This window comes from Shewanella sp. (assembly GCF_041630135.1).
Taxonomy (GTDB): Bacteria; Pseudomonadota; Gammaproteobacteria; order Enterobacterales; family Shewanellaceae; genus Shewanella.
In genome coordinates, this window is the sequence record NZ_JBFKLW010000026.1 from 38,288 (window position 1) to 53,495 (window position 15,208).

Here is a 15,208-nt window from a genome sequence, read left to right on the forward strand (position 1 = left end):
TTTTTTGATTCCTAAATCAAGGATACTCGCCAATACTCCAGATGCAAAATTATCCCACAGCTAGGGTAATTACTGCTATCCGCGTTTGTATTTTGCAAGGAAAAGACAATGTCAGAACAGTTAGTTGGCAGCCAAAGCTATCAAGGCCACCTTCTGGGGAGCCAAAGCAGCTTTCAAAGTAAAAAGCGCTTCTATGACGATGCAAATTTCCCCAAAGGGTTTCGTCGGTGTGGTGATTTCACTAACAAAGAAGCAGAATTGTTGGAAACTCACGGTGAAGCCATGAAAGCCCTGGCTGAGGGAAGCCGCCCGCCGGTCACCGTCGAAGAAGCCCAGTTTGTTGATGTTGTGCGCACTAATCAGGCGCCTGGTAGCTTACTGGAGCAGATCTGGTTAAAGTATTGCAAATTGGCTCAGGGCAAACCCTTTTATGCGGTTGTGGGCACGGTGCACTCCGTCGCCAGCGCACCTGAGACCGAAACTGATATTGAACTCGATGATATAGACGATGACGAGGTTTCTGACGATGAGGAACCCGAGGGAACACCATGAAGCTTGAGGCGAAAAACTGAATGCGCGGCTGGATTTTATATAAGGAAACCGCGACTCAGCTCAAACCCGAACTGTATGAAATTGAAAGACTTGTGGAAGCCGCCAAGGCTGACAATATAGATCTCGAAGTTTATGCCCCGGATGAGTTTGATTTGACAGTCACCCGGGAAGATAACAAGAGTATCCTGCTCAACGGGCAACCAGTGGAGTTGCCCGATTTTATTATTCCCCGCATGGGCTCAGGCACCACCTACTTTGCGCTGGCCATTATCCGCCACCTCGAGCGTTTAGGTGTGTATTGCCTCAACTCATCCAGAGCAATTGAAACCGTTAAAGATAAGCTGTTCTCCCAGCAGCTGCTGGCAGAAAAAAACCTGCCAACCCCGAAAACCATGTTGGTAAAGTTCCCGGTGGACATAGAACTGGTTCGTAGCCATCTGGGTTTCCCTGTGGTGATCAAAACATTATCCGGCTCTCAGGGCAGCGGTGTGTTTTTGTCCCACAGACCCCGTGAGTTTGACGATTTGATGCAACTGATTGAGGCAACCAACAAGAACGCCAACATCATATTGCAGGAGTTTATCTCCAACAGCCACGGCCGGGATCTGAGGGTTTTTACCATTGGTGGTCGTGTAGTGGGCTGCTTTGAACGTCGCGCGGCAGAAGACAGCTTTAAAGCCAACGTCAGTGCCGGTGGCGCAGCTCTTCCTTTTGAAGTTACACCTGAAATCGAATGGCTGGCCACCCAAACCGCCAACATTCTTGATTTGGATGTAGCGGGCATTGACCTGTTGTTTGACAACGGCCATTACAAAATCTGTGAAGCAAATTCTTCACCCGGATTTGAAGGTCTTGAGTCCTGTTTAAAGGTGGACATAGCGTCGCAAATCCTGCACTTTATTCGTATTCGTCTGGGGATGTTCAACAAAGAAGACCCCAGCGCAAAATGAGTCAGAAAGCACCCTTTGGGGTGCTTTTTTGTTCGGGGTCAAAATTCTTCACAATTTTGCAAACAAATGTTTCACAAATTTGCCATTTTATGGTTAAACTCCCAGACGGAAATGGGATTCAGCCACAGAGCCGACCCACCCTGGTAACTCAAAAATAACGATAAAAATAACTGCTTTCAGGAGCGATCATGCGGACATTGGCTACGCTACTCTGCATCGCACTGACAGGGATAAGTCAGTGTTCGATCGCCAAGGACATGACCCTCACGGTCGGTGGATTTTATTCTCAGTCAGACTCCAGTATTGATGTGACCGATCCCATAATCGGTGAAGACTTCCGTCTCGACTTTGAGAGCGATCTTAAACTCGCGGAAAATCAATTCCTGCCGTTTTTTGAATTCGAATATGCCTTCGGCAACCGCCACAACCTTTACCTCGATTGGAAACGTCTGCACCGCAGTGCTGAAACCACGGCTGTTACCCGTCCTTTCCAGGTTCAAATCGACGACACAGTATACGAGGTTCGTGCCGGCGGCAAACTCGATACCACGCTGAATATTGATATCCTGCGCTTGGGTTATGGTTACGATGTATTTGAAGGCAATGATTACACTCTGGGTGTAACACTTGGCCTGCACACCATGTTTATCAAATCCATGTTTGAGGGTGCCATTGGTGCCTGTCTGGCGACTGAGCTCAATGAAAACCTCTGTGGTTCGCGCCCTATTCCTCAGGTGGTGGAAAATAAAGTGACAGCCCCCCTGCCGGACATCGGCATCATAGGTCGCTACGAGTTCTTGCCCGGCTGGGAATTTACTGGCCACGCCCAATACTTTCAAATCAAATTGGATGATTTAAAAGGGTCACTCACCGACATACGTGCCGGGGTCAATGCCGATTTGGGTGATAGCTGGCAATTGTCGCTGGCTTACAACTACTACAAAGTCGATGTGGACATTACCCAGTCGGCACAGAATATCAAGGTCGCCGACTACAATATCTATTACAGTTTCATCGGCCCAATGGTTTCAGTCAGTTATAAATTCTAAACTCATTGCACCAAAAAAAAGCACTCCATAGAGTGCTTTTTTATTGTCTGAAGCAGCACTGGCAGTTGATTCAGCATCCAATAAGGCTATGATTGAAATATTATTTTCAATAGCTTTACGGCGACTTCCATGACTGAGAAAGACGAGTCTCAACTTGCTGCAGGGCCCGCTTTAATGCAAACGGCAGCTATACGCCTCAAGCAAGCTGTTCCCCTGATGCTCAAACACAGGATCCCTACCACACCAACAAATTACGCCCTCTGGTATGCCTATGTTGGTGAACAGCAACCGGCGCTGAACCGAGCGATAGATGAAACCATTAACCAGTATCAAACATGCCCGCCTGTCACATCTGAATTATTGTACCGCGAGCATGTGGCCGATCCTCTGGAACTTGATGTGCGGGATATGCGCCAAAATCTGGAAGCTATGGTAAATGAACTGGCCCATCAGCTGCAGGACACCAATCTGGATGCCACTGCATTCCAGCAAAAGATTGATGCCAACTTCGCCAAATTGGGCCGGATCGAAAACGAAGGTTTTACGCTCGAGCAGGTATTGGCGTTGGTACGTAATTTGGTAAAGGAATCTGATGCCATTCGAGCCTCTACCAGCTATTTCACAGGCCAACTGTCTAAAGCTCAGCAAGAAATCGATGCCCTTAAAACTCGCCTCGCCGAGAGTGAGCGCGACGTACTGTTTGATGCTCTGACAGGTTGCCTGAATCGGCGTGCGTTCGATGCAGACCTGGCCGGAATGCTTTCACAGGCACCGGATGGTACCTGTCTCATCCTCTGCGATGTCGACCATTTTAAATCCTTCAACGACAATTATGGCCACCAGCTTGGTGATCAGGTATTGAAGCTCGTCGGCCGAAGACTAAGTGACGCCTGCCGCGATGGCGTGAAATGTTATCGCTACGGTGGTGAAGAATTTGCCTTACTGGTGCCAGCCAGTAACCTTCGTATTGCCAGACAATTGGCCGAAGCACTTCGTCGCGGGATTGAAAAGCTGACGCTGAAAGACAGGCGCAAGGATGAGCGCATCGATAACATCAGTGCATCCTTTGGTGTTGCCCAGTGGCAGCCCAAAATGGACAGTCGCGCCCTGATTGAAGCCGCCGATAAGCTGATGTACGAGGCCAAACGGCTGGGGCGTAATAGGGTTATGCCCATTTCCGGCTAAGAAGATGCACGCCATTTCCGGCTGATATGGGGCACAGACCTTCATTGGCGTCCGTGCTCCATACTCAGCACCATGGCCTTGGCCGCGATTTCCGGGCGGCTCCAAAGCTCATCCGGCTCGGCCACCACCACAAAGCGTTTATCGGTTCGGTCACTCACCCCGAAAAATGGAAAGCAGGTGATAAGGGTCAGCCGGTCTGATATCTGCTCCAGCACCGATAGCTCATTTTCATTCACCACCGAAGTGTACTTCACCCGATACTGGTGCCGCTCGCCCTGCATATCTTCAAGCCAGAGTTCATCCCCCGGAGCCACCTTACGTAGAATAGCAAAGTGAGTGTCCCTGTGGCCGGCAATCACGGTATTGCCGCCTTCCCCGGGCAGGGCGGTGTTTTCCAGCCAGGTCGGGGCAAATGCCAGGTTACGACCACTGGCGCCCGCCAGAATATAGAAGCTTTCGCGCTCGCCACTTTGGCGCTTCAGCTCAAGCCGGGCAATGGGATGGGTATCTGCCCAGCTCCAGGGTTTGTGTGGCAAACCATCCCGCCGGCTCTGCTCCCAGGCATCGGCTATCAGGTATTGGGCTAAAAAAGCTTTGGCTTGCATATATCCTCCGGATCCCAGCAGTAACAGTCCCATTGCTGCCAGCCAATAGGGCCAGCGGCGCTTTTTTCGGGCACTGAATTTAAATTGCGCCACGGCTCCTCCCAAATAAACTCGCTCGGCCAATGCCCCCCACAGTTCCCAGAAACGCGAGCAGCAAACACAAAACACCAGCCAGCAGTAAGCCGATACTTGAGGTGGCGGTTTGTGGCAAGCGGCCACCCTGCCAGCCCAGGGGCGTGGCTTCTTCAAGACGCACATGTCTGGCATTGCCATCAGTCACCGGCGTCTTGTCTACAGCCACCAAGCTGGTGTGTGCGGTTACCAAATGGTATTCGAGCCCCAAAGCGGCGGTGGCATCTCGGCGCTCATCGCTGGACATGGCCTGCGCGCCGAGAGCATCGACTCTGGCCTTGGCATAGGTCAAATCCAGCCCACTGGCGGCAGGCACTGGCCTTGGGCTTAGGGTGCGCTCCCAGGGCTGGCCGTCGGTATTACCGCGAACGATAACCGGCATCAATTCTCCCGGCGTTGCTTTCAGGCTTAACATCAGGGCTTCTCCGGCATAAAGGTCGCTGAGTTTCTGCGGGAAGCCGGTCACTTCCCTGCCGTCCTGCCAGGTGACAGTCAAATCACTGATGACCGGGTGCTCAATACGACCAAGCAGACTACTCATCTTGTCATTGACTTCGCCGCCATGACCGATAAAGGTAAAGCTGCCCCGCCCCGCCATGGCGGCACGGCTCATGAAATAGCCGTTTGGTGCTGAACCAATCGCTACGGGAAACAGTCGCGAATGCCCGAGGCGACGCTCGATCAGTGCAAACAGCTCATCCTCGCCGTTTACCGCACCATCGGTAATAAACAGCACCTGACGCAATCGCCCACTTTCATCCGCCTCTCGTCCATCCAGTGCAAGCTCCAGCGCCTGCGCCATTTCGGTGCCGCCGTCGGCCTCAAGGCCACGAACGAATTGCTGCGCCATACCGAGATTTACCGCGCTGGCAGGTCGTGCGACCGACCACAGCGGCCGTGCCTGATTGGAAAACGCGATGATATTGAAACTGTCTTCTGGTCTCAGTCCACCGAGCGCATGCAGTAAGGCACTGCGCGCCTGGTACATGGAGTCACCCGCCATCGAGCCGGATGTGTCTATGACCAGGATAAGTTCCCGTGGCAACCTTGCCGCCATGGCGGGTTGAGGTGGCATAAAAGCAAGCAGTCCATGACTTACTTCAATCTGGGCTGATGCCGGGTAACTGTAGCCCCGCTGTACCAGGAAATCCGCCACAGCTGAGCTACCCTCATTGACGCTCCAACTGAGCACCATATCCCTGTCGGCAGTCGCTTCCGGACATAAGGACAACTGCCAGCCGCCTTCACGAAAGCGTTGATCGCACAGGCTATGGCTCGGGCTATCGATTTGCCCAAGAGTAAACCCCTGAATACTTGCATTAAGGGCCAGCTTTGCGCTGGCAACTCTGGCCAGCTTTGTCGCAGTTGAGACCTGCGACCCAAAGCCGTCAGCATCACGGAACGGTGCCATGTCTTTAACTGTTGGCTCATTGGCAACAGATGCACCGTAGCGCGGCGTCTGCGCCGTGGGGATCCTCAGCTCAAGTCGCCCATCTCTGGGCTTGAGCACCTCTTGGTAGTCGATACTGACGGTGAGGGTTTCGCCGGGCAAAAAATTGGCAATGCGGGTGGTAAAAAGATTGCTTTCGCTGTGGCTCACCAGACTCGCACGCTTACCCTGCTGCTTAGCCTCATTAAAGGTGCGCTCGGCGGTGCGCTTCTCACGGATCTCCCCCTCCAGAATGCGCTCTCCAATGGCCAGACGCATGCCGCTCACCGCTGCATTGGGCGGCAATGCAAAACGGTAGCTGCCATTGATGGGCTCATTGTTTTGATTAACAAAGGTTTGTGACAGGGTCACCCTGCTGACAAAGGCACTGACTTTAAGGTCAACATGACTGGAAAGCGCCAGTTGCAGTACATCCTTTCCCTCTTGTTCGAACACAAGCTCACCACCCTGGCCCGGCGCAGCTGGTGAAACATAACCCTGACCTATGCCGATAATCTCGCCACCAACGGCTGGTTTGGCCGTGGTTGACTGGCTTGCACTGCCAAAGGCAATGAACCCCAGCGCGAGTGTATATATGCCCGTCTGTACTCCTGCGAGCAATCCGCGTTTTACCCTATTCATCCTGCTTTCCTGTGCTTTACAACCCGCTCACATACGGGCAACGGCTAAGGTCATTGCCGGTTAACACACTGATATTCATCAGCCGGGCATGAGCTTGCTTCAAAGCAGGCTCATCTTGTGGCTGGCGCCTTGCGTGACCGGCGGATAAGTTGCCCAAGGGCGGCTCAGTTGCTTTGATTGGCAGTCATGGAGGCGGCGGTTGGCACCAACTCCAGCGTGACGCGTCTGTCAAAGAAGTCGGTTTCGAAACTGCCATCCAGACTCAATGGGCTGGTTGCGCCGAAGGCTTTGCCTTGCAGGCGGCCTCCGTCAACCCCCTGCTGTTCAAGAAAGGCAATCACATTGGCAAGACGTTGCTCCGACAATGCCTGGTTGTAATCGCTGTCACCACGGCGGTCGGCAAAGCCTTTAAGGTCGATAGACAGACTGGGGTCGGCCTCCATCACCCTGGCCACTGCCGCCAGCTGGGATTGGAAGTGGGGCTCAATTTCCGATGAGCCGGTTTTGAACTGCACGTTAAGGCCGAGGGTAAGCTCTGTGAGCTTGGCTTCACGGGCTGCATGTAAGGAATTGAGCTGAGCGCGGGCCATGGCATAGTCACTTGCCAGCGCGTCGTAGTTGGCGCTGCGCGCTGCCAGGGTCTGGATTTGCTTGTCCTGCTCGGCAATCGCAGCCTGCTGCGAGTTGATTTCTTCTTCATCGCCAACGGATTTTCCTATTAGGATCCCGGCGAACGCGCCGATAATGGCACCCACAGGGCCGCCGACGGCGGTGCCAATCAGCGCACCCGACCCCAGCCCCACCAACTCTTCTGTGTGTTCACGTTCTTCAGCATAGGCTGCCGGGTTCATCAGGGTCATAGCTACAAGACTGGCAATCAGTTTGGTTTTCATAAGTCATCATTCCTTGTCTTTGCCGCCAAAGCGGCCTGTTGTCGATGGACTTATTAAAACGCGGCCAAATGGCAACCAAGGGGAGCAAAAATGGCAGTTCGACTATCAATTGTGGCAACAAAATGGCAATCACCCGTGCTCACTTTAAATAGCAGTAAATTGCTGTATAGTCGGCGATAGATCGGATAACAGGCCCCCGGTATTTTGTGGACGGCCGCATTAATGAGCTTGAAAATGAAACGCATCGCCATTGTCGAAGATGAAGCCGCCATCCGCGAAAATTACAAGGATGTGCTGCAGTCACACGGTTATCAGGTACAGACCTTCGCCAACCGCCCCGACGCCATGGTGGCCTTTCAAACCCGCTTGCCGGATTTGGCCATTATCGATATCGGCCTTGAGGATGAAATCGACGGTGGTTTTACCCTGTGCCAGAGTTTGCGTGCCATGTCAGCCACTTTACCGATCATCTTTCTTACCGCCAGAGACAGCGACTTTGATACCGTGACCGGCCTGCGGCTTGGCGCCGACGATTATCTGTCAAAAGAAGTCAGCTTCCCGCATCTGCTGGCAAGGCTGGCGGCGCTGTTTCGCCGCTGTGAACAGCTCAGCGCCCCATCTGCGCCTGAAAACCTTCTAGTACGAGGGCCTCTGACCATAGATGCCAATCGTATTCAGGTGTATTGGCAGGAACGCCCGATTGAGCTGACGGTCACCGAATTCTGGATGGTTCACGCGCTGGCGCGTCACCCCGGCCATGTACGCAGCCGCACCGAGCTGATGCAGGAAGCCAAAATCTATGTGGATGACAGCACCATCACCAGTCACGTAAAGCGCATTCGCAAGAAATTTATTGCCGCCGATGAAGCCTTTGACTGCATAGATACCGTCTATGGCATGGGTTACCGCTGGGATAGTCAGGGCTGATGATACGACTGCCGCTTGGCCTGCGCTCCAAGGTCATTATTCTTTCTGCGTTTTTGCTGTGTCTGCCCTGGCTTGGCTACCAATACGTGTGGGAAATGGAGAAATATCTGCGCCACGGTCAGGAGCGAACGCTCGAAGGCACCACTGCAGCACTGGCCACCGCTCTGCACGAGCGGCCACGACTGTTTGACAGCCAGAGCAGCTTCCTTGCTCAGGTGGAAAAACGCAAAGATCTATACGCTCATCCGTTGTCGGGCCCTATTCAGCTTGATGGAAAACTCGACGATTGGGAGCCCTACCGGCACAAAACCATGCACTATGGCGCCGATATGCAGCTGCTGCCCCGGGCCACCAGCAAGCTCAGCTTCAACCATATGATTGGCCGTTACGGCAATTATCTGTACGCCTTTTTTGAAGTCACAGACCCGCATCCTGTCTACCGCGGCCGCAACAGCCTGAGGGTCGATAGAAACGATCACCTTGCCATTGCCACACTGGATGGCGCCGGATTTTTTCACCGTTACGTGGTCTCCACCCAAAAAGATGGTTGGGTAAATGCCTTTGAATTGCCCGCCGATGCCGCTCTGAGTCTGCCTGCCTTACCGGAAGTGCGTATTCAGGGGCAATGGCACACCACCGCCACCGGCTACAACATCGAGCTCAGGATCCCACTGGAAATGCTCGGCGGCAAAATCAGCTTTGCCCTCCATGATGTCAACAATCCCAAAACCCGCGATATCGAGGGCATTACCGGCACCTCAGCCACAGATACCCCGGATAATCTGGGCACAGTACTGGTGCCGTCACCGGAAATTGAATCCATTATCAAAGGCATGAGCCACAACAGTGCCCGCATCTGGGTGGTGGACCGCCACGGCCGGGTGCTGGCCCGCTCCGGCGATATTCGCAATGGTGACAGTGTCTGGACCCGCGCCATCGAAAACGACAAGTCCGAAGGCATGCTGGAGCGCTTTGTGCAGCAGTACCTGTACCCACTTTATTATCGGGTGCTGACCAAACCGCCAAAGGATTTCATCGATGGTCTGCAGGACTCCACCGAGCTTGAAGGCAGCCATATCCAACGGGCGCTTAACGGCAACCCCGGCAGCACCTGGCGCCTGACGCCAGACAACAAGGCGGTGGTACTCGCGGCTGCAAGCCCTATTTGGATTGACGATAAGGTGATGGGCGCTGTGGTTGCTGAAGAGACCACCCACGGCATTCGCACGCTGCGTAATCGGGCGCTGGAAAAGCTGTTTAACGTGATTTTGACCATCATGAGCATGGGCACCCTGGCGCTGTTTTTCTTCGCGTCCAATATTTCCAGTCGCATTCGAAGCTTGAGGGATCAGGCCGACATCGCCATCGATGCCCAGGGCCGGGTAAAGGCCAGCATAGTGCCATCCAAATCACTGGATGAAATTGGCGATCTGTCGCGCGCGCTCTCGGGCATGGTGCAGCGCCTATCCCAGTACACCCAATATCTGGAAAACATGTCCTCTCGCCTCGGCCATGAACTCAGAACACCGGTGGCAGTGGTGCGCTCGAGCCTGGAGCATCTGTCCATGCAGCCACTGGGCGAAGACAAGCAAAAATACGTGGAACGGGCCCAGGAAGGTGTGAGCCGCCTAAGCCTTATCCTCGCCAACATGAGTGAAGCGACCCGGCTGGAACAGTCACTGTCCCAGGCCGAAGCCATCAGTTTTGACGCCTCCAAAGTTATCCGCGGCTGTGTGCAGGGTTATCAGCTCACCTACCCTCATGTCCGCATTCAGCTCAATGAAGCTGATGGCAATTATCAGATGAAAGGCGTGCCTGAATATCTGGCCCAGCTGCTCGATAAGCTCTTCAGCAATGCACTCGAATTTATGGCCAGTGATTCCACCATCGAAATCACCCTAGGCCACAGCCAGCGGCAGATCAGTTTGTCTGTAGTCAATAAAGGACCCTTATTGCCAGTGGATATGGCGGAGCGGATTTTTGACTCCATGATCACCGTCCGCCCGGCGAATCAGGACAATAAACCTCACCTTGGCCTGGGACTCTACATTGCCCGGCTGATTGCAGAATTTCATGGCGGTGATATCAAGGCAGAAAACCTCACCGGTGGCGACGGGGTGCGTATATCTGTGTCTATGCCTGTTGAATAGACTGGTAGCCAGTCGCCCGGAACAAGTAAACTCGGTTTAAAATAGCCGTCTATATGGTAAGATGGCCAAAATCTTTACCTTGAGGTACAGGATATACCTATGAGCGAGAAAAACCTGAAAACCGCTACCAAGATTGTCAGCTTGGGACGTGATAAAAAGTACAGTAAAGGGGTGATAAACCCTCCTGTGTTCCGCGCCTCCACCATAGTATTCGATTCTCTGGAAGAGATGCGCTTTGCCGCCAAAAACAAACACAATGGCGAAATGTTTTATGGCCGCCGCGGCACCCCTACCCACTTTGGTTTTCAGGCCGCCATTGCTGAGCTTGAAGGAGGCGCAGGTACAGCACTTTACCCAAGTGGCGCCGCCGCTATTGCGGGCAGTCTGCTGGCATTCCTCAAAAGTGGCGACCATTTGTTGATGGTCGACAGCGCCTACGAGCCAAGCCGGGATCTGTGCGATAAGGTGCTCAAAGGCTACGGCATCGAAACCACCTACTACGACCCGCTCATCGGCGAGGATATAGCGTCACTTATCCGCCCCAATACCAAAGTGTTATTTCTCGAATCGCCCGGGTCCATCACCATGGAAGTGCAGGACGTGCCGACCCTGGCGCGCATTGCCCATGAGCATGGTTTGATTGTGATGTTGGATAACACCTGGGCTTCGCCTATCAATTCGCGTCCGTTCGAGATGGGAGTCGATATCTCCATTCAGGCCGCGACCAAATACATCGTTGGCCATTCAGATGTGATGATGGGCACCGCAACCGCCAATGCCAGATATTGGGATCAGCTGCGTGAGCACAGCTATTTGCTGGGACAAACCACCTCTGCGGACGATGCCTATCTTGCCGCCCGGGGTCTTCGCACTCTGGGTGTACGTATGGCGCAGCACGAAAAGAATGCCCTCACGGTCGCCAACTGGCTACAAAGCCGTCCTGAAGTTGACCACCTGCGCCATCCGGCCTTCCCAAGCTGCCCCGGGCATGAGTTCTTCAAGCGCGACTTTTCCGCCAGCAATGGTCTGTTTTCCTTTGTGCTCAAAGAAGGCACTGCCGAGGCCATGACCGCCTTTGTGGAAGGCATGCACCACTTCAAAATGGGCTTTTCATGGGGCGGCTATGAAAGCCTGATTTTATGGGTGTCGGGGATCCAGAACATTCGCTCGGCCACTCGCTGGGATGCCAGCAAACCGCTTATCCGGGTGCATATCGGCCTTGAAGACCCTGAAGATTTGATTGCCGATCTCGAAGCAGGTTTCACCCGCTATCATGCGGTGATGACCCGGGGTTAATCAGACCTGGATGGAAAAATTTAAAAACCTCATTTGCATGAGGTTTTTTTATCTGCCATGGATTGTATCAGTTCATCATTCCGGGACATGACAGCCCCTGTCTTAAGTCTTGCCCCGGAAAACTATCCTTTCACTCCGGTCTTTGCGGGTGCTTGCCATGCCTCAGTACCGTATAGCGGCACAGTTGACAACGAGTGCTTGTGGCTGCCGGAGGTTTCCTTGGTGGAATAAGACAGATACAGCAGTGTTTGTGAGTCTGCATCGTAAATCCTGCGTACTTTCAACGTCTTGAACAGTACACTCAAAGAGCTTGAAAACACCACTTCACCGCCCTTACTCTTATCCAGCAATGCAACCTGCGATGCGAATATTGGTCCTGTCTGTCGGCAACTGATTGACATGTCAGAGGGATCTGCCAGGGACAAATCAGCCTCGACCCGGCTGATATGGCAGGTGACACCCGGCAATTTTGGATCCTGAAGCGCTTCGATCACCACATCTTTGGTTGTAAACATCCCCAGACTGACCTTGCCGACATCATCACTACAACCGCCGATAAGACATGTGGTGAGCAGTAATGTCCCCAGACCAGGCAGTTTAAGTGGATTTCCCATGGACTCTCTCCTTGTAGACTCAGATTTACTCTCTGGCAGTTGCTTAATATCAGCGCCCAAACATCAGTGCCGCGCGGCGGGCAAGGCCCGAGGTGACTGAACCAAAATGGTCACCATAGACCACCGGCACCTCAGGATACACAGCGGCAATTTTGTTTGCTACCGAAGGACAACGACTGCTGCCACCCGTCACATAAATCACTTCCGGCATGGCCTTGTCGCCAACAGCCGCCTGCATCAGGGCTTCAATCCGGCCCATCAAGGGGGAAATGGCAGTGTCAAAGTCATCGCGACTGATATCGCTTGGGTCACCATCGGGGTGAATGACCTGGGTCAAAGCGGCATCACTCAGGGCAATTTTTCCAAGCTCAGCGGCCTTAACCAACTGGTAATGCTGCTGATCGCGTCTGAGCTTTTCAAGCCTGGTCAAAGGAGCCGGATCTTTGGCATCTTTTTTCAGCTCTTTTAGCAAGGTGGCGTAGCCTAAGGAGAAAAACTCCCGCTGCGCCCCCACATCATTAATCGCCACTGCCTGCCAAAAGGTCTGCCTTGGCATGGGTTTGCCGGTGGAAAGCTCACTGCCGAGGCCATAATGGGGCATCAAACATTCCATCGCCAGTGCGATATCCAAATCATTGCCGCCAATCCGCTGGCCACTGTGGCCAAGGCAATCTTCACTGCGGTCGCTGATTTGACGGCGACCTGGCCCCATCTGCACCAAAGAGCAATCGGTGGTACCACCGCCTACGTCCACCACCAGCACCCGGCAGTCGTTATCGAGTTTGGCTTCATAGTCAAAGGCCGCAGCGAGAGGCTCAAACAAAAAGTGCACCTCGGTAAAACCGGCGCGCTCGGCGGCGGTACGCAAAATCCGCTCGGCCTGTTGATTGGCAGCATCACCGCCTATGCCCTGAAAGTTTACCGGCCTGCCGATAACCACCCGGTCCAGTGATCCGATTGCACCCAACAAAGTATCGGCACGGTTTTTTACTTCAAGCATCATCAGGGTGACTATGTCTTCAAACAGCGCCTCCTGCTCAGCTCGCAGACCCGTCGCTCCCAAAAAGGATTTGGGCGAGCGCACGAAAAAGCCTTCTTCAGGGGTCTCAAGATAGGCGCTGAGCGCGGCCTCACCAATGAAAACCGTGTCATCGCCAGCCAGCAAATCAAGCTCGTTGCGCATCCTTCTTGCGCGGGCAAGCTCGGCACTGCGATTGGCTGCAAGCTCTGCAGCTTTGTCCCGCGGCAACCTGGCCACTAACGCCTCAGTAATGAAGCTGACATCCAGCGCATACACCACCGACATCAGGTAGTCAGAACCTTTGTCGCCAATTGGAAGCATTTTTACGCCACCATCTTCCCACATTGCCAGCGCGCAGTTGGCACTGCCATAGTCAAAGCCTGCAAACACGGTATCTTCCCCGTTAGCATCAAAAAAGCCGGCCACGTTATCAAATAGCGCCACAGGATAAAAGCCCGTTATCGGTAATCACTGAAAACATGATCAGAGCCAGACTGAATAAATGTAACTTACCTTTGATGTAAACCGAGCCAATCCAGTATACTTTTCCAATACTCACAGTGACTTGCCACTATGTATTCATCTGGCTGGTCGCAACAGTGTTAAAAGCAACATGCGCCTGATAAGGTGCGATCGTCAGCATGTCAGCCGGTTATGCTCAAAGGAGTGTTCGAGTGTCTCCCAATACAGACAAAATGTTTATCGACAAAGAGCTTTCCTGGCTCTCTTTTAATGAGCGGGTGTTGCAGGAAGCCTGTGACCAGGAGGTTCCACTCGTTGAGCGCATTCGATTTCTGGGCATATTCTCATCTAATATGGACGAGTTTTTCAGAGTCCGGGTAGCTTCTGTCCGGCGGGGGATTTTACTTTCGAGTCTGCAGGAAGGTCGCAATAACAGCCGCCATCTGATGGCCAAAATCCAGACCCGGGTACTCATCCTTCAAGAGCGATTTGACACCATATACAGCGAATTGATGCGTGAGCTTATCCGCCACAATATTCTGCTGATTAATGAATCCCAACTGAGTGAGTTTCACAGTCACTGGCTTAAAATCCATTTTCGCGATCACCTGAAACGTCACATAGCACCGCTGATAGTCTCAAGCCACCGCTCCTTAGTGAAGCACATTGCGGATAACGCCACCTATCTGGCGGTATGCCTGCATGCCAAAGACAGACGTCAATATGCCCTGGTAGAGGTACCTACCAAAAATGTACCGCGGTTTGTAGAGTTACCAGCCGAAAAATCGAAAGCAAAAAAACATCTCATTTTGCTCGACAATATTATCCGACACTGCCTGGATGATTTGTTTTCACCATTTTTTGAATATGAAAGCATCGATGCCTTTTCAATGAAGCTGACCCGGGATGCTGACTTTGATCTCACCGACGAGCTTGACCAAAGCCAGTTGGAAAAAATGACCCGTGGTCTGAAAAAGCGACTCACTGCGGAGCCGGTACGACTGGTGTACGACAGGGACATGCCGGAGCATATGCTGGTGATGCTCAAAGAACAGCTGGGAATAAGTTCAACCGAATGTCTGGTACCCGGTGGTCGCTATCACAGTTTTAAAGATTTCATTACCTTCCCCAATCCGCGGCGCAAATATCTTGAATATGACAAGCTTCCGGCGTTGGACAGCGCAGGATTCCAGCGCTGCGGCAACAGTTTTGATGCCATCGCCAAAGGCGACATCATGCTCAACTATCCCTATCACAAGTTCTCGTATTTCACTGAGCTTGTCCGCCAGGCCGCCTTCGAC

General features: G+C 53.0%; 13 protein-coding genes. 8 read left to right on the top strand and 5 right to left on the bottom strand.

The features are described from left to right. The first annotated feature begins 108 nt into the window (after nt 1–108). From ABYK60_RS09215 to ABYK60_RS09230, 4 genes are all read left to right on the top strand, one after another. On the top strand, nt 109–552 hold the full coding sequence (locus ABYK60_RS09215) for a DUF413 domain-containing protein (protein ID WP_372871701.1): 444 nt from the start codon (nt 109–111) through the stop codon (nt 550–552). A gap of 20 nt (nt 553–572) precedes the next feature. Next, nucleotides 573–1,502 (top strand): RimK family alpha-L-glutamate ligase, encoded by a 930-nt coding sequence (locus ABYK60_RS09220; RefSeq protein WP_372871702.1) that lies wholly within the window; start codon nt 573–575, stop codon nt 1,500–1,502. Between the two features lie 188 nt (nt 1,503–1,690). Next, entirely contained in the window at nt 1,691–2,551 is an 861-nt protein-coding gene (locus ABYK60_RS09225) for a hypothetical protein (protein WP_372871703.1), read from the top strand. A gap of 129 nt (nt 2,552–2,680) precedes the next feature. After that, nucleotides 2,681–3,736, top strand: coding sequence for a GGDEF domain-containing protein (locus ABYK60_RS09230; RefSeq protein ID WP_372871704.1), 1,056 nt, complete (start codon nt 2,681–2,683; stop codon nt 3,734–3,736). A 41-nt stretch (nt 3,737–3,777) separates the two neighbouring features. Here ABYK60_RS09230 and ABYK60_RS09235 read toward each other — a convergent pair whose 3' ends face one another. The 3 genes from ABYK60_RS09235 to pdsO all read right to left on the bottom strand — a co-directional run bounded on the left by ABYK60_RS09235 (nt 3,778) and on the right by pdsO (nt 7,437). Next, nucleotides 3,778–4,434, bottom strand: a complete 657-nt coding sequence (locus tag ABYK60_RS09235; protein WP_372871705.1) for a class GN sortase — start codon at nt 4,432–4,434, stop codon at nt 3,778–3,780. Continuing rightward, entirely contained in the window at nt 4,421–6,544 is a 2,124-nt protein-coding gene (locus tag ABYK60_RS09240; protein WP_372871707.1) for a marine proteobacterial sortase target protein, read from the bottom strand. Before ABYK60_RS09240 ends, ABYK60_RS09235 begins: the two co-directional genes overlap by 14 nt. A 164-nt stretch (nt 6,545–6,708) precedes the next feature. Continuing rightward, nucleotides 6,709–7,437 carry a sortase-associated OmpA-like protein PdsO gene (gene pdsO, locus ABYK60_RS09245; RefSeq protein ID WP_372871708.1) on the bottom strand — a complete coding sequence of 243 codons (729 nt, stop codon included), beginning with the start codon at nt 7,435–7,437 and terminating at the stop codon, nt 6,709–6,711. A gap of 234 nt (nt 7,438–7,671) precedes the next feature. Here pdsO and pdsR point away from each other — a divergent pair, with 234 nt between their 5' ends. From pdsR to ABYK60_RS09260, 3 genes are all read left to right on the top strand, one after another. Next, nucleotides 7,672–8,364 (top strand): proteobacterial dedicated sortase system response regulator, encoded by a 693-nt coding sequence (pdsR, locus tag ABYK60_RS09250; protein WP_372871717.1) that lies wholly within the window; start codon nt 7,672–7,674, stop codon nt 8,362–8,364. Further along, complete coding sequence (gene pdsS, locus ABYK60_RS09255; RefSeq protein ID WP_372871710.1) at nt 8,364–10,514, top strand: proteobacterial dedicated sortase system histidine kinase; 2,151 nt, start codon at nt 8,364–8,366, stop codon at nt 10,512–10,514. The genes pdsR and pdsS overlap by 1 nt, the downstream gene beginning before the upstream one ends. A 99-nt stretch (nt 10,515–10,613) precedes the next feature. Further along, on the top strand, nt 10,614–11,810 hold the full coding sequence (locus ABYK60_RS09260) for a cystathionine beta-lyase (RefSeq protein ID WP_372871711.1): 1,197 nt from the start codon (nt 10,614–10,616) through the stop codon (nt 11,808–11,810). Between the two features lie 122 nt (nt 11,811–11,932). Here ABYK60_RS09260 and ABYK60_RS09265 read toward each other — a convergent pair whose 3' ends face one another. Together ABYK60_RS09265 and yegD are read right to left on the bottom strand one after the other, a co-directional pair. Further along, nucleotides 11,933–12,424 (bottom strand): CreA family protein, encoded by a 492-nt coding sequence (locus ABYK60_RS09265; protein WP_372871713.1) that lies wholly within the window; start codon nt 12,422–12,424, stop codon nt 11,933–11,935. Between the two features lie 49 nt (nt 12,425–12,473). Then, entirely contained in the window at nt 12,474–13,835 is a 1,362-nt protein-coding gene (gene yegD, locus ABYK60_RS09270; protein WP_372871719.1) for a molecular chaperone, read from the bottom strand. A gap of 284 nt (nt 13,836–14,119) precedes the next feature. Here yegD and ABYK60_RS09275 point away from each other — a divergent pair. Then, a partial coding sequence (locus tag ABYK60_RS09275; RefSeq protein ID WP_372871714.1) for an RNA degradosome polyphosphate kinase occupies nt 14,120–15,208 on the top strand: 1,089 nt, incomplete at its 3' end.

Excerpts from the sequence above, each read along its gene's own strand:
- ABYK60_RS09220 (WP_372871702.1), top strand. The coding sequence starts at position 573 with ATGCGCGGCTGGATTTTATATAAGGAAACCGCGACTCAGCTCAAACCC.
- ABYK60_RS09265 (WP_372871713.1), bottom strand. The coding sequence starts at position 12,424 with ATGGGAAATCCACTTAAACTGCCTGGTCTGGGGACATTACTGCTCACC.
- pdsS (WP_372871710.1), top strand. The coding sequence starts at position 8,364 with ATGATACGACTGCCGCTTGGCCTGCGCTCCAAGGTCATTATTCTTTCT.
- ABYK60_RS09240 (WP_372871707.1), bottom strand. The coding sequence starts at position 6,544 with ATGAATAGGGTAAAACGCGGATTGCTCGCAGGAGTACAGACGGGCATA.
- ABYK60_RS09260 (WP_372871711.1), top strand. The coding sequence starts at position 10,614 with ATGAGCGAGAAAAACCTGAAAACCGCTACCAAGATTGTCAGCTTGGGA.
- pdsR (WP_372871717.1), top strand. The coding sequence starts at position 7,672 with ATGAAACGCATCGCCATTGTCGAAGATGAAGCCGCCATCCGCGAAAAT.
- ABYK60_RS09225 (WP_372871703.1), top strand. The coding sequence starts at position 1,691 with ATGCGGACATTGGCTACGCTACTCTGCATCGCACTGACAGGGATAAGT.
- pdsO (WP_372871708.1), bottom strand. The coding sequence starts at position 7,437 with ATGAAAACCAAACTGATTGCCAGTCTTGTAGCTATGACCCTGATGAAC.
- ABYK60_RS09230 (WP_372871704.1), top strand. The coding sequence starts at position 2,681 with ATGACTGAGAAAGACGAGTCTCAACTTGCTGCAGGGCCCGCTTTAATG.
- ABYK60_RS09215 (WP_372871701.1), top strand. The coding sequence starts at position 109 with ATGTCAGAACAGTTAGTTGGCAGCCAAAGCTATCAAGGCCACCTTCTG.